The sequence below is a fragment of the Arthrobacter sp. TJ-263 genome, assembly GCF_058269155.1.
On sequence record NZ_JBZCNE010000001.1, the window covers coordinates 997826 to 1011905 of the forward strand.

9 protein-coding genes are annotated in these 14080 nt (G+C 68.5%); 7 read left to right on the forward strand and 2 right to left on the reverse strand.

Annotated features, from left to right (window positions below; all coding sequences use genetic code 11):
* Window positions 1-87: 87 nt before the first annotated feature.
* Window positions 88-1539: a GMP reductase gene (gene guaB1, locus AC4D2F_RS04755; RefSeq protein ID WP_490909684.1), complete on the reverse strand. Its 1452-nt coding sequence runs from the start codon at window positions 1537-1539 to the stop codon at window positions 88-90.
* Window positions 1540-1706: 167 nt separating this feature from the next.
* On the opposite strand from guaB1, the gene AC4D2F_RS04760 reads away from it, so the two are divergent.
* From AC4D2F_RS04760 to AC4D2F_RS04785, 6 genes are all read left to right on the forward strand, one after another.
* Window positions 1707-5564, forward strand: a complete 3858-nt coding sequence (locus tag AC4D2F_RS04760) for a multifunctional oxoglutarate decarboxylase/oxoglutarate dehydrogenase thiamine pyrophosphate-binding subunit/dihydrolipoyllysine-residue succinyltransferase subunit (RefSeq protein WP_490909685.1) — start codon at window positions 1707-1709, stop codon at window positions 5562-5564.
* Window positions 5565-5678: 114 nt separating this feature from the next.
* Window positions 5679-6278 carry a GDSL-type esterase/lipase family protein gene (locus tag AC4D2F_RS04765; protein ID WP_104165790.1) on the forward strand — a complete coding sequence of 200 codons (600 nt, stop codon included), beginning with the start codon at window positions 5679-5681 and terminating at the stop codon, window positions 6276-6278.
* A 229-nt stretch (window positions 6279-6507) separates the two neighbouring features.
* Window positions 6508-8292 carry an ABC transporter family substrate-binding protein gene (locus tag AC4D2F_RS04770; RefSeq protein ID WP_104165792.1) on the forward strand — a complete coding sequence of 595 codons (1785 nt, stop codon included), beginning with the start codon at window positions 6508-6510 and terminating at the stop codon, window positions 8290-8292.
* A 102-nt stretch (window positions 8293-8394) separates the two neighbouring features.
* Window positions 8395-9927 carry an ABC transporter permease gene (locus AC4D2F_RS04775; protein ID WP_490909686.1) on the forward strand — a complete coding sequence of 511 codons (1533 nt, stop codon included), beginning with the start codon at window positions 8395-8397 and terminating at the stop codon, window positions 9925-9927.
* A gap of 9 nt (window positions 9928-9936) precedes the next feature.
* The gene (locus AC4D2F_RS04780; RefSeq protein ID WP_231554534.1) at window positions 9937-10971 is read left to right on the forward strand and encodes an ABC transporter permease; all 1035 of its coding nucleotides are present in this window, start codon (window positions 9937-9939) and stop codon (window positions 10969-10971) included.
* Window positions 10971-12752, forward strand: coding sequence for an ABC transporter ATP-binding protein (locus AC4D2F_RS04785; protein ID WP_490909687.1), 1782 nt, complete (start codon window positions 10971-10973; stop codon window positions 12750-12752). The genes AC4D2F_RS04780 and AC4D2F_RS04785 overlap by 1 nt, the downstream gene beginning before the upstream one ends.
* 69 nt (window positions 12753-12821) lie before the next feature.
* Here AC4D2F_RS04785 and AC4D2F_RS04790 read toward each other — a convergent pair whose 3' ends face one another.
* A complete protein-coding gene (locus tag AC4D2F_RS04790) occupies window positions 12822-13787 on the reverse strand; it encodes a zinc-binding dehydrogenase (protein ID WP_490909688.1) in 966 nt (321 codons plus the stop codon).
* A gap of 132 nt (window positions 13788-13919) precedes the next feature.
* Between AC4D2F_RS04790 and AC4D2F_RS04795 the strand changes: the two genes are divergently transcribed.
* Window positions 13920-13994 carry a 50S ribosomal protein bL37 gene (locus AC4D2F_RS04795; RefSeq protein WP_369299106.1) on the forward strand — a complete coding sequence of 25 codons (75 nt, stop codon included), beginning with the start codon at window positions 13920-13922 and terminating at the stop codon, window positions 13992-13994.
* The last annotated feature ends 86 nt before the right edge of the window (window positions 13995-14080 follow it).

Genomic DNA, 14080 nt, shown 5'->3' on the forward strand with positions numbered 1-14080 from the left:
GGACGCAATCCGCGCGGCACCCCCGGCTTCTTCGCTCACAGCGCAACGGGGGTCCGGGCGCCGCGGCATCGGCGCCCGGACCCGCCCCTACCAGCTCTGCGGGAGCGGGCGCCCCTCCTCGTAGCCGGCGGCGGACTGCACGCCGACCACCGCGCGGTCACGGAACTCGGCCAGCGTGGCCGCCCCGGCGTAGGTCATCGAACTGCGGACGCCGGCGGTGATCATGTCCAGGAGGTCCTCGACGCCCGGCCGTGCCGGGTCGAGGTACATCTTCGAGGTGGAGATCCCCTCCTCGAACAGTCCCTTGCGGGCTCGCGCGAAGACGTCGTCGCTCCGGGTCCGGTTCTGCACGGCCCGGGCGGAGGCCATCCCGAAGCTCTCCTTGTACCGGCGCCCGCTGCTGTCGGTCTGCAGGTCGCCCGGGCTCTCGTAGGTCCCGGCGAACCAGGAGCCGATCATCACCTGGCTCGCGCCTGCGGCGAGGGCGAGGGCGACGTCACGCGGGTACCGCACGCCGCCGTCGGCCCACACGTGGGCGCCGAGCTCGGCGGCCGCCTGGGCGCACTCGTGGACGGCGGAGAACTGCGGGCGGCCGACCGCCGTCATCATGCGCGTGGTGCACATGGCACCCGGACCCACGCCCACCTTGACGATCGAGGCCCCGGCGGCGACGAGGTCGCGCACTCCCTCGGCGCTGACGACGTTCCCGGCGACGATCGGCACCGTCGGGTCCAGGCCGCGCACGACGGCGAGCGCGTCGAGCATCTTCCGCTGGTGGCCGTGGGCGGTGTCGACGACCAGGACGTCGACACCGGCGTCGAGCAGTGCTGCCGCCTTCGCCCCGACATCACCGTTGATGCCGACGGCGGCCGCCACGCTCAGCCTGCCCGCGGCGTCGAGCGCGGGCTCGTAGATGGTGGAGCGCAGCGCCCCGGTCCGGGTGATGACGCCCTGGAGCACGCCGTCGCGCACCACCGGCGCCAGGGAGACGCGGGACCCGTCGAGGTCCTCGAAGGCCTTCTGCAGCGCGACCGCCGGATCGGCGTCGAACATCGACGCCTCGAAGGCGGCGGGCGCCGGGCGCATCACCGACTCCAGCGAGGCGAAGCGGTCCACCCCCTCGCAGTCGTCCGCGTCGACCACGCCGACACAGGCACCGGCGTCGTCCGTGACGAGGACCGCCCCGTGCGCGCGCTTGTGCATGAGGTGCAACGCATCCACCACGGTGTTGCCGGGCTGCAGCTGCAGCGGTGTCTCGAAGACGGGATGGCGTTCCTTGACCCACGAGGTGACCTCGGAGATGACCTCCACGGGGACGTCCTGCGGCAGGACGCCGATGCCGCCGCGCCGCGCGATGGTCTCGACCATGCGCCGCCCGGTCACCGCCGTCATGTTGGCGACGACGAGCGGGATCGTGGTGCCCGTGCCGTCGTCCGAGGACAGATCGACGTCGAAGCGGGAGATGACCTCGGACGTGGAGGGCACGAGGAACACATCGGAGTAGGTGAGGTCGGTGGTGGGCGGATTGATGAAGCGCATGGTTCTCCTTGATAGACAGCCGCAAAGAGTCTAGTGCGTCCCGGCCCTGCTGATTGGATTGTTCGTTCCTCCTGTCACTACACTTGGACAGGGTCCAGACACGGCGTCGCGCCGATCCTGCCGACCGCACCGCGCTCAGGGCAACTTACGGAAGAGGCGTATACCAAGTGCCAGAACAGACCAGCCACCGTCTACCTGAAGAATTCGGCGGGAACGAGTGGCTTGTTGACGAGCTCTACGAGCAGTTCAAGCGGGACCGCCACTCGGTGGACCGCAAGTGGTGGGAACTCTTCGACTCGTTCGACGCCGAGGGTGCGCCGTCGGGGAACGGCCGCAGCGGCGCGGACGCCCCGGCGGACAGGGCGACGCCGCCCGCCGTCACGAAGCCCGCCGCCCCGGCACCGGCCAGCCCGCCGTCGGCCTCCCCGTCGGCAGCGAATCTCTCCACGCGGGAACTGCCGGTCGTGAAGACCGAGACCGCGGCGCCGAAGGCCTCCGGAGAATCGCCTGCGAGCACCCAGCAGAGCGGCAAGCCTCCCGTCGCCAACGAGCCGGCGAAGAAGCCGGACTCCTCGCGCGAGGACAAGCCCGCAGCAAAGCCCATCCCCGCACAGCTTCCCGCCTCGGACCGGAACCCCGAGATGGATGAGAACAAGGTCAGCGTGCTGCGCGGCCCCGCGAAGGCGATCTCCACCAACATGGAGGCGAGCCTCAGCGTACCGACGGCGACGAGCGTCCGCGCCATCCCCGCGAAGCTGCTCATCGACAACCGTGTGGTCATCAACAGCAACCTTGCCCGCGCCCGCGGCGGCAAGGTGTCCTTCACCCACCTGATCGGGTACGCCATCATCCGCGCGCTCGCCCAGTTCCCCTCCCAGAACGTCTACTACGACGTCGTCGACGGCAAGCCGTCCGCGGTGCAGCCCGCCCACGTGAACTTCGGCCTGGCCATCGACATGCCGAAACCGGACGGCACGCGCTCGCTCGTGGTGCCGAACATCAAGAAGGCCGAGACCATGAACTTCTCGGAGTTCTGGCACGCCTACGAGGACCTCGTGAAGAAGGCCCGCGCCGGCAAGCTCGGTGCCGACGACTACGCGGGCACCACCGTGTCCCTGACCAACCCGGGCGGCATCGGCACGGTGCACTCGGTGCCGCGCCTGTCCAAGGGTCAGGCCTGCATCATCGGCGCGGGCGCCCTCGAGTACCCCGCCGAGTTCCAGGGCTCCAGCGAGAAGACGCTCGCGAAGCACGCGATCAGCAAGACCATCACCCTGACCTCGACCTACGACCACCGCGTGATCCAGGGCGCCGGCAGCGGCGAGTTCCTGCGCATCATCCACCAGCTGCTGCTGGGTGAGCAGAACTTCTACGACGAGATCTTCGAGTCGCTGCGCATCCCCTACGAGCCCGTGCGCTGGAGCGCGGACATCCAGGTCGATCCGATGGACCAGATCAACAAGGTCGCCCGGATCCAGCAGCTCATCCATGCGTACCGCGTGCGCGGGCACCTCATGGCGGACACCAATCCGCTCGAGTACGTCCAGCGCAAGCACGCCGACCTCGACATCCGCACGCACGGCCTGACCCTGTGGGACCTCGACCGCGAATGGCCCACGGGCGGCTTCGGCGGCCAGCCGTCGCTCAAGTTCCGCGACATGCTCGGGGTGCTCCGCGACGCCTACTGCCGCACCACCGGCATCGAGTACATGCACCTGCAGGACCCCGAAGAGCGCCAGTGGTTCCAGGACGAGCTGGAGCACCCGTACTCCAAGCCCAGCCGCGAGGAGCAGCTGCGCATCCTGCACAAGCTGAACTCCGCGGAGGCGTTCGAGACGTTCCTGCAGACCAAGTTCGTCGGCCAGAAACGCTTCTCCCTCGAAGGCGGCGAGTCCCTGATCCCGCTGCTCGACGCCGTCATCTCCGGCGCGGCCGACGACGGACTCGACGAGGTCGCCATCGGCATGGCGCACCGCGGGCGGCTCAACGTCCTCACCAACATCGCCGGCAAGACCTATGCCCAGGTCTTCCGCGAGTTCGAGGGGACCCAGGATCCGCGCTCGGTCCAGGGCTCGGGCGACGTCAAGTACCACCTCGGCACCGAGGGGACGTTCACCTCCGACGCCGGCAACGAGACGAAGGTCTACCTCGCCGCGAACCCGTCCCACCTCGAGGCGGTGGACCCCGTGCTCGAGGGCATCGTCCGCGCCAAGCAGGACCTGCTGGACCAGGGTGAGACGTTCCCCGTCCTGCCGATCCTCATCCACGGCGACGCGGCCTTCGCGGGCCAGGGAGTGGTGGCGGAGACCCTCAACCTCTCCCAGCTGCGCGGCTACCGCACCGGCGGCACCATCCACGTCATCGTGAACAACCAGGTCGGCTTCACCACGAGCCCGACGTCGTCGCGCTCCTCGGTGTACTCCACCGACGTCGCGAAGATGGTCCAGGCACCCATCTTCCACGTCAACGGCGACGACCCCGAGGCCGTGGTCCGCGTGGCCCAGCTGGCGTATCAGTTCCGCCAGAGGTTCAACAAGGACGTCGTCATCGACATGGTCTGCTACCGCCGTCGCGGCCACAACGAGGGCGACGATCCCTCGATGACGCAGCCCATGATGTACAACCTGATCGAGGCCAAGCGTTCCGTCCGGAAGCTGTACACCGAGGCGCTGATCGGTCGCGGGGACATCACGCAGGAGGAAGCCGAGCAGGCACTGCGCGACTACCAGGAGCGCCTCGAGCGCGTCTTCGCCGAGACCCATGCGGCGCAGACCTCCCCGATCCCGGTCATCGCCAAGGACCCGCAGGCGGTCTCGGACCTGGAACGGCCCTACGCGCAGCAGTCCGACAGCGAGGCTGCAGCCGCCCCGCAGACGGCGATCAGCACGGAGACGCTGGCGCACATCGGAGCGGCGCACACCGCGATCCCGGAGGGCTTCACGGTCCACCCGAAGCTCAAGGCACTGCTCGACAAGCGCGAGCAGATGTCCCGCGAAGGCGGGATCGACTGGGGTTTCGGCGAGATCGCGGCCTTCGGCTCCCTCCTCATGGAGGGCGTCCCCGTCCGGCTCGCGGGCCAGGACTCCCGCCGTGGCACCTTCGTGCAGCGGCACGCCGTCTTCCACGACCGCGCCACCGGGCACGAGTGGCTGCCGCTCGACGACCTCAGCGAGGACCAGGCCAAGTTCTGGATCTACGACTCCCTGCTGAGCGAATACGCGGCCATGGGCTTCGAGTACGGCTACTCGGTGGAGCGTCCCGACGCCCTCGTGATCTGGGAAGCGCAGTTCGGTGACTTCGTCAACGGCGCGCAGACCATCATCGACGAGTTCATCAGTTCCGCGGAGCAGAAGTGGGGACAGCGGTCCTCGCTCGTCCTGATGCTGCCCCACGGCTACGAGGGCCAGGGCCCCGACCACTCGTCCGCGCGCATCGAACGCTTCCTGCAGATGTGCGCCGAGGAGAACATGGTCGTCGCGAACCCGAGCAACGCCGCCTCGCACTTCCACCTGCTGCGCCGGCACGCCTACACGCGTCCGAGGAAGCCGCTGATCATCTTCACCCCAAAGCAGCTCCTCCGCCTCAAGGCGGCCGCGAGTTCGGTGGAGGACTTCACGCAGGGCACCTTCCGGCCCGTCATCCCCGACACGCTCGAGACACCCGGGAAGGACGTCGAGCGGGTCATCCTCGTCTCCGGCCGGCTCTACTACGACCTGCTGGCCTCGCGCCAGAAGCTCGACGACGGCAGGACGGCCATCATTCGCGTGGAGCAGCTCTACCCGCTGCCGGTGGAGGAGATCAGGGCCGCACTGGACACCTACCCCGGGGCGGAGCTCGTATGGGCCCAGGACGAGCCGGCCAACCAGGGACCGTGGCCCTTCATCGGGCTCAACCTCCCCCAGGAGCTCGACCGGCCCCTCCGGCTCGCGTCGCGCCCCGCCTCGGCCTCCACGGCGACGGGTTCGGCGAAGAACCACGCCAAGGAGCAGGAACTCCTGATCAAGCTGGCGTTCGGCCGGCAATAGTAAGCCATCAGTATGATGTCGGGTGGGGCTCCGGTCCCACCCGATGTCTTTAAGGGCCTGTCAGCGGCATGCCCGGGCAGCCATGCACTTTTCGACGAGTACACCGAGGAACCAGTGGAACAACGCAGAATCCGGCTAGCAGCAGTGGGCGACGAACTCCTCGCAGGGCTCGGTGATCCGAGGGCTCTCGGCTGGCTCGGTCGCGTGATGGCGCGGACCCGACCCGACAACGTGTCCGTCGAGGCGTACAGCCTGGCCGCTCCCGGTGAGGGCACCGAGGCCCTGGCGAACCGCTGGCTGCAGGAGGCGGGGCGCCGCTTCGCCGACGGCTACGACAACCGCCTGGTGATCGGGCTGTCGGACCGCGACCTGGACCTGGAGCTGTCCACCGCGAGGAGCCGCCTCAATCTCGCGAACATCCTCGACGGCGCCTCGCAGTCGAGCGTCAAGGCACTCGTCGTCGGACCTCCCCCCGGGCTCGACCCCGAACGGAACCGCCGCCTGGCCGATCTGTCCGCCGCCTTCGGTGACGTGACCACGCGCCGCAAGCACGTCTTCGTCGACACCTTCAGCCCCCTGCTCGCCCACGAGCAGTGGCGCCATGACCTCGCGTCCAACGGCGGGACGCCGGGCCAGGCCGGCTATGGCCTGATGGCTTGGCTCGTGCTGCACCGCGGGTGGTTCCAGTGGCTGGAAGTGCCCGCGCCAGAGTAAGGCATCCACGAGCTGGAGGGCCCCGGGGACACGCTGTCCGCGGGGCCTTTCTCATTGCTCAGACGCCTTATGTTTCGCCGGGGTAACAAATGGGTTATCAGTGACTTACTGAGTGTCCGAAGGCAACGATCCTTCGCTATGCTGACCGAGTGTGATTGCCGTCACGGCGGCAATCCGCCTCGTGGGACATTGCTGCGTCCCTCGCGCCCAGCACAGTAAGGACTATCGAATGCGTAATAAGCGCACATTGACGCTCGCCGCACTGTCCATCGGAGCGCTCGCCCTGAGTGCCTGTGGATCGGCGGGCGGGACCGCCGCGGCCCCGGCCTCGGAAAGTGCCGAGGAGAACCTGGCCACGACGATCAACGTCGCGATCAGCCAGGCTCCGACCGGCTACAACGGCAACACGGCCGCCACGAACTCCGTCTACAACACCTACGTGGACAACCTGACCTCGGGCGGGTTCGCTGCCTTCACGGCGGCAGGGGAGCTCGAGGCCAACCCGGACTTCGGCTCGTACGAGAAGGTCAGCGATGACCCGCTCACCGTCAAATACACCATCAACGAAGATGCTGTGTGGTCCGACGGCGTGCCGATCGACTACGACGACGTCCTGCTCACCTGGGCAGCCCTGTCGGGCACGCACCCCACCGGTGAGAAGGATCCCGAGACGGGCGCCGAGTCGGACCTCTTCCAGGCCGCTTCGACCAACGGCTTCGCCCTGATGGACATGATCGAGGGCGAGCCGGGCGACAAGGAGTTCGAGGTCGTCTTCTCGGAGCCCTACGCCGACTGGGAAGCCCTCCTCACGCCGGGTACCCTCATGCCCGCGCACATCGCCGCCGAGCAGGGCGGGCTGTCCCCTGAGGGTGACGGCGCCGAGCTCGTCGAAGCCGTCAAGGCGACCGACATCGCAGCACTCACGCCCGTCGCCGAGTTCTGGAACACCGGCTGGGACTACGAGGTGGACCTGCCGACCCTGCCGGACACCGCGCTGCTCCCCTCGTCCGGCCCGTACAAGCTGGACAACGCGACCAACGGCACCCTGACGCTCGTGAAGAACGACCAGTACTGGGGTGAGGAGCGGGCCGGCCAGACGGACATGATCGTCTTCAAGACCGTCGTCGACGAAGAGGCCGTCCAGGCCCTCCAGAACGGCGACGTCGACGTGATCGACCCCTCCAGCCCCACGGTCGACACCAAGGCCGCCCTCGAGCAGATCGGCGAGACCGTCACGGTCGACACCGGCACCTCACTGACCTTCTCGCACATCGACCTCGACCAGCGTCCCGGCGCCGTCTTCGAGGACCTCAAGGTCCGTCAGGCCTTCAACGCCTGCACGCCCCGCGCGGACATGGTCGACAAGTTCGTGACGCCGATCGATCCCGAGGGAACGGTCATGAACCTGCGCGAGTACCAGCCCGGACAGCCCGACTACGACACGGTCCTCGACGGCGCTCCCGCCGCCCAGGGTGACGGTGCCGCGGACATCGAAGGCGCCAAGGCCCTGCTCGCCGAGGCCGGCAAGACCGAGCCCGTCAAGGTCTCGCTGATGTACGCGTCCACCAGCCAGCTGCGCGCCGACATGGTGGCACTGGTCAAGGACTCCTGCGACAAGGCAGGGTTCGAGATCATCCCGCAGCCCGAGGCCGAGTGGAGCGCCAAGCTCTCGCAGCCCGGCGCGTGGGACGCAGTGCTCTTCGGCTGGGCCGGTTCCGGCCTCGTCGCCTCCGGTGAGTCGATCTACGTCTCGGGTGGCGAGCAGAACTTCGGCGGCTACGCCGACGAGGAGGTCGACCGCCTCTGGAGCGAGATCGTCACGAACACGGACGAAGAGCAGGTCGTGCCCCTGAAGACCGAGCTCGAACAGCGTCTCGCCGAGACGCAGTACAACGTGGTGCTCTACGCGAACGCCGACATCATCGGGTCCTCCTCGAAGCTCGAGGGCGTCGAGATGAACCCGACGCAGACCGGTATCACCTGGAACGCCTACAGCTGGACGAAGCAGAACTGATTGCAGCCTTCCGCTGACGCATGAGGACGGGCAGGCCCGCGGGCCTGCCCGTCCCTGTGCCCGGCACCGCTACAGCCTGCACCGTTCCCAAGGAGCCCCCACGTGTTCTACTTCATCGCCAAACGAACGATCATCTCGTTCTTCATCATGCTTGCAGCCACCACGCTGATGTACTTCCTCACCATCTCGTCGGGTGATCCCTTCGAGGACCTCGGTGAGACCAGCGGCCCGGAGAAGGCCGCCACCATCGCCGCCCGCACAGCGGCCATGAACCTGGACGTCCCTCCCATCCCCCGCTACTTCCTCTGGTTGCAGGAGGTCGGCCACTGCCTCGTCCCCGGCGGAGTGAGCTGCACCCTCGGCATGGACCGCTCCGGTGCCGCAGTCCTCCCCCAGCTCGAGAACGCGATGGGCTCGACGCTGCGCCTCGTCGTCGTGGCGACCGTCCTCGCCCTCGTGCTCGGCGTGATCGTCGGGATCGTGACGGCGATCCGCCAGTACAGCGTCTTCGACTACTCGATCACCTTCATCTCCTTCCTGCTGTTCTCGCTGCCCCTGTTCTGGCTCTCCACGCTCCTCAAGCAGTATCTTGCGATCGACCTCAACACGTGGCTGGCCAATCCGCAGTTCTCCTATCTCACGATCGCCCTGATCGGGGTGATCGCCGGCGTCATCTGGGCGGTGGTCGTCGGTGGCGACCGGAGGCGGCGCCTGGCCACCTTCGGCATCGCTGCCGCGGCCACCGCCGTCGCGCTCTACCTCCTCCTCGTCACCGGCTGGTTCGTCAGCCCGGGCCTCGGCGTCGTCGGGATGCTGGTCTCCGCCGCGGGCATCGCCGTCCTGTGGACGGCCCTCCTCGCCGGCTTCCGCCGTCGGCGCGTCCTGAACGCCGCCCTCGCGGCCGCCGGCGTCAGCTTCCTCGGCTACCTCGTCTCGCTCCTCATCCTCGATGATCCGACCTGGTTCGTCGTGCTGGCGCTCGTGATCGTCACGGCGGTGCTCGCCTACGTCGTCGCCGGGGTCGTCGGGGGCCCGTTCCGCGCCCAGGCCGCGAAGATCGGCGCCGTCATCGCGGTGTCGGTGAGCCTGCTGATCCTGCTGGACCGTCTCCTGCAGGCCTACCCGACCCTGTCCGCCAAGGCGGGAGGACGGCCCATCCCCACCACCGGCTCGCAGTCCGCCAACCTGGCGGGAACGTTCTGGGAGATCAACCTCGACTACGCGCTGCACCTGATCCTGCCGACCATAGCGCTGACGCTCATCTCGTTCGCCACCTACACGCGGTACACCAGGGCCAGCCAGCTCGACGTCATGAACCAGGACTACATCCGCACCGCACGGGCCAAGGGCCTCAGCGAGCGCACCGTCCTGGTCAAGCACGCGTTCCGCAACGCGATGATCCCGATCACCACCCTGATGGCGTTCGACTTCGCCGGTGTCCTCGGCGGCGCCGTCATCACGGAGCAGGTCTTCGGCTGGAACGGCATGGGCAAGATGTTCATCGACGGCATCAACCACGTGGATCCCGGGCCGGTCATGGCCTTCTTCCTCGTCGTCGGCACCGCGGCCGTACTGTTCAACATGCTCGCCGACATCGCCTACGCGTTCCTCGACCCGCGCATCACCCTGAGCTAGGACCCGATCATGAGCAATCACCAGAACCCGCGGGACGATTCCCGCCCGTCGGTCGAATTGTCCGAGATGACCCTGCAGAGCCAGGACACGGACATCGCCACGGCCATCCCCACCCGCGAGCAGACCGACCGCATCCGGACCACGGAGGCCAAGAGCCAGGGGCGCCTCATCCGGGAACGGTTCTTCCGGCACAAGGGCGCCCTCGCCGGCATCGCGCTCCTCACGCTGATCTTCCTCCTCGCGTTCACCTCGATCGGCTTCGCGGGCATCCCCGGCTGGTGGGACAAGGACTACGACGTCCTCGCTGACCGGTTCAACGAAGGCAAGCCCACCCTGACGCTGTGGCCGTTCAGCCTGGGCGAGCACCCGTTCGGCCAGGACGTGCTGGGCCGCGACTACTTCGCCCTGACGATGCGCGGCATCCAGACCTCGCTGATCATCGCGTTCGTCGTCGGCATCGTGGCCATGGTCATCGGCACCACGGTCGGCGCCGTCGCCGGCTACTTCCGCGGCTGGACCGAGGCCTTCCTCATGCGCATCACCGACGTCGTGATCACCATCCCGACCGTCGTCATCGCGGCCGCGGTCGCGGGCATCGTCGCCGAATACGGCATCATCCCCTTCGCCGTCTTCCTCGGCCTCGTGACCTGGACCGGCCTCGCGCGCCTGGTCCGCGGCGAGTTCCTGTCCCTGCGCGAGAAGGAGTTCGTCGAGTCCGCGAAGTCGGTCGGAGCCAGTTCCGCCCGCATCATCTTCCGCCACATCCTGCCCAACACGGTCGGCGTGATCATCGTCTCCACGACGCTCGCCATCTCCGGGGCCATCCTCCTCGAGACAGCCCTGAGCTACCTCGGCCTCGGCGTCACGGCCCCCGACACCTCCCTCGGCAAGGCCATCAACGACAACCGCTCGGCGCTCACCGTCCGGCCGTGGCTGTTCCTGTGGCCCGGCGCCTTCATCATCGGCATCGCCCTCGCCGTCAACTTCATCGGTGACGGCCTGCGCGACGCATTCGATCCCAAGCAGACAAGGGTGAAGCAGTAATGAGTTCCAGTACCGTCACCATCTCGGACGAGCAGGCATCCCCCGTCGACGGACCGATCCTCGCCGTCCAGGGCCTCGGCGTCGAGTTCAACGTCGACAACGAGTGGGTCATGGCCGCCGAGGACGTCTCCTACGAGATCCACCCCGGCGAGATCCTCGCGATCGTCGGCGAATCCGGCTCGGGCAAGAGCATGTCCTCCATGGCCCTGCTCGGGCTCCTCCCCCGCAACGGGCGCTCGCACGGCAGCGCGAAGATGCTCGGCAAGGAACTCATCGGCGCCTCGCAGGGCACGCTCCGGCGGGTCCGCGGCAACGAGATCGCGATGATCTTCCAGGAGCCCATGACCGCCCTCAACCCGGTGCTGACCGTCGGCGAGCAGATCCGCGAAGCCGTCGAGCAGCACACCGAGCTCTCCCCCACGCAGGCGAAGAAGCGGTCCATCGAGCTCCTGCGCATGGTGGAGATCCCGGAGCCGGAGCGCCGCTACGACAACTTCCCGCACCAGTTCTCGGGTGGCCAGCGGCAACGCGCCATGATAGCCATCGCCCTGGCCAACGACCCGATGCTGCTCATCGCGGACGAGCCGACGACGGCGCTGGACGTCACCGTCCAGGCCGAGGTCCTGGACCTCCTGCGCAAGCTCAACAAGCGGCTCAACAGCGCCGTGCTCCTGATCACCCACGACATGGGGGTCGTCGCCGACCTCGCGGACCGCGTCGTCGTCATGGAGCGCGGGCGGATCGTCGAGGCTGCGCCGACGGCGCAACTGTTCGCGGCCCCGGCCGAGGCCTACACCAAGCAGCTCCTCGGGTCCGTGCCCCACCTGGGCTCGAAGGTGGGCGGCGTCCTCACGGACGTCGAGGTGGTCGACGGACACCTGAGCATCCACGAGGAGTACGCCGCGGCGACCCTGCGCGCGCGCGAGTCCCACACCGCGTCCGGCGTCGTCCCGGCGCTCGAACTCACGGACGTCGACATCGAGTACCCCGGGCGCTTCCGCCAGCCGCCCTTCAAGGCGGTCTCGGGTGTCTCCCTCACCATCAACCCGGGCGAGGTCATGGGGCTCGTCGGGGAGTCGGGCTCGGGCAAGTCCACGATCGCGCGCGCCGTCACCGGCCTGATCAGGACCTCCGGAGGCCGGGTGCGGATCGGCGGCACGGACATCACGGAGCTCAGCGCCCGCCAGCTCCTGCCGCTGCGCAAGCGCTTCGCGATCGTGTTCCAGGATCCCGCGGCGTCCCTCAACCCGCGGATGTCGATCGGTGAGAGCATCGGCGAGCCGCTGTTCCTGCACGAGAAGCTGAACCGCGCGGACCTGGACAAGCGGGTCGCGTCGCTGCTGGAGGACGTCCAGCTGCCGGTCGCCTTCCGCAACCGGTACCCGCACGAGCTCTCGGGCGGCCAGCGCCAGCGCGTCGGGATCGCCCGCGCGCTGTCGCTCCAGCCCGACCTCCTCGTCGCGGACGAGCCGACGTCGGCCCTCGACGTCTCCGTGCAGGCGAAGGTCCTCGACCTGCTGCAGGAGCTCCAGCGCGAGCGGGGCTTCGCGTGCCTCTTCGTCAGCCACGACCTCGCCGTCGTCGAACTGCTCGCGAGCCACATCGCGGTGCTCAACAAGGGCGTGCTCGTGGAGCAGGGCAGCACGGAGCAGATCCTGAAATATCCCCGTGACCCGTACACGCGCCGGCTGCTCGCGGCGGCGCCCGTGCCGGACCCGACGGAGCAGTCGCTGCGGCGCCGGCAGCGCTCGGCGATCCTGGCGGCAGGCGTGGCCGAGTAGCAGTCCCCGCACGACGACGAAGGACCCCTCCAAGCGGAGGGGTCCTTCGTCGTCGTGCGGGAGTCCCGCTCAGTGGCGGAAGACGATCTTCCCGAACAGGTCGCCGTCGAGCATCCGCTGGAACCCCTCGGCGGCGTCGTCGAGCGGGAGCACGGCGTCGATGACGGGCCGCACCCCGGTGGCCACCAGGAAACGCGTCAACCGGACGAGCTCGTCCCGTGTCCCCATGGTGGAGCCCAGCACGCGCAGCTGCAGGAAGAACACGCGGTTGAGGTCCGCCGAGGGGGCCGGGCCGCTCGTCGCGCCGCACGTGACCACGGTGCCGCCCGGTACGAGGGACTTCAGGGAGTGGGCCCACGTGGCCTCCCCCACGGAATCGAAGACGACGTCGACGCGCTCCGGCAGGCGGGCTCCGGCATCGAACGCCTGCTCGGCCCCGAGGTCGAGGGCCCGTTGCCGCTTCTGCCCGCTGCGGCTCGTCGCCCACACCCGGAAGCCGGCCGCGGAGGCGAGCGCGATCAGGGCCGAGGCGACCCCGCCTCCCGCTCCCTGGACGAGCACCGTCGAGCCGGGGGCCGCGGGCGAGACCGTGAACAGCATGCGGTACGCCGTCAGCCACGCGGTGGGCAGGCAGGCCGCCTCCTCGAAGGACAGTTCCGCCGGCTTGGGCACCAGATTGCGCTCGGGGACCCAGACGTAGTCGGCCATCGTGCCGGGGTGGCGCTCGGACAGGAGGGAGCGCTTCGGGTCGAGGGTCTCGTCACCGCGCCAGCCCTCCGAGGAGACGACGCCGTGCACGATCACCTCGTTGCCGTCGTCGTCGATCCCCGCCGCGTCGCAGCCGAGGATCATCGGCAGGCTGTCCTCCCGCAGGCCGACGCCCTTCAGCGACCACAGATCGTGGTGGTTCAGGCAGGAGGCAACGACCCTCACCCGGACGAAGCCGTCCGGCGCCGCGGGGATGTCGAGGTCCCCGACGGTGAGGCCGGCGAGAGGGGTGTCCGCGGACTGGGTTGCGGCGTAGGCGGCGCGCATACACAAGCTCCTTCGATCATGGATGGTCCCCCAATCCTAGGCGGCGGGCTGTTTAGGCGACGCCCCTCGCCGTGTGGGAGACTTGGGTGCAGTTCTGCACGACTACAGAGCCTGAAGAAGAAGGAGGCAGCCATGAGCAAGCGAGCACGCAAGCGTCGCGACCGGAAGCGTGGTGGCGCGAACCACGGTAAGCGCCCCAACACCTGAGTCCAGGCGTACGAGGCGTCCTCCGACACCGGAGGACGCAGACACAGAACCTCCGGTCCCTGAAGGGGCCGGAGGTTCTGTGTTGA

Coding starts and splice junctions, on each gene's coding strand:
- AC4D2F_RS04785 (WP_490909687.1), top strand. CDS start 10,971: ATGAGTTCCAGTACCGTCACCATCTCGGACGAGCAGGCATCCCCCGTC.
- AC4D2F_RS04780 (WP_231554534.1), top strand. CDS start 9,937: ATGAGCAATCACCAGAACCCGCGGGACGATTCCCGCCCGTCGGTCGAA.
- guaB1 (WP_490909684.1), bottom strand. CDS start 1,539: ATGCGCTTCATCAATCCGCCCACCACCGACCTCACCTACTCCGATGTG.
- AC4D2F_RS04770 (WP_104165792.1), top strand. CDS start 6,508: ATGCGTAATAAGCGCACATTGACGCTCGCCGCACTGTCCATCGGAGCG.
- AC4D2F_RS04790 (WP_490909688.1), bottom strand. CDS start 13,787: ATGCGCGCCGCCTACGCCGCAACCCAGTCCGCGGACACCCCTCTCGCC.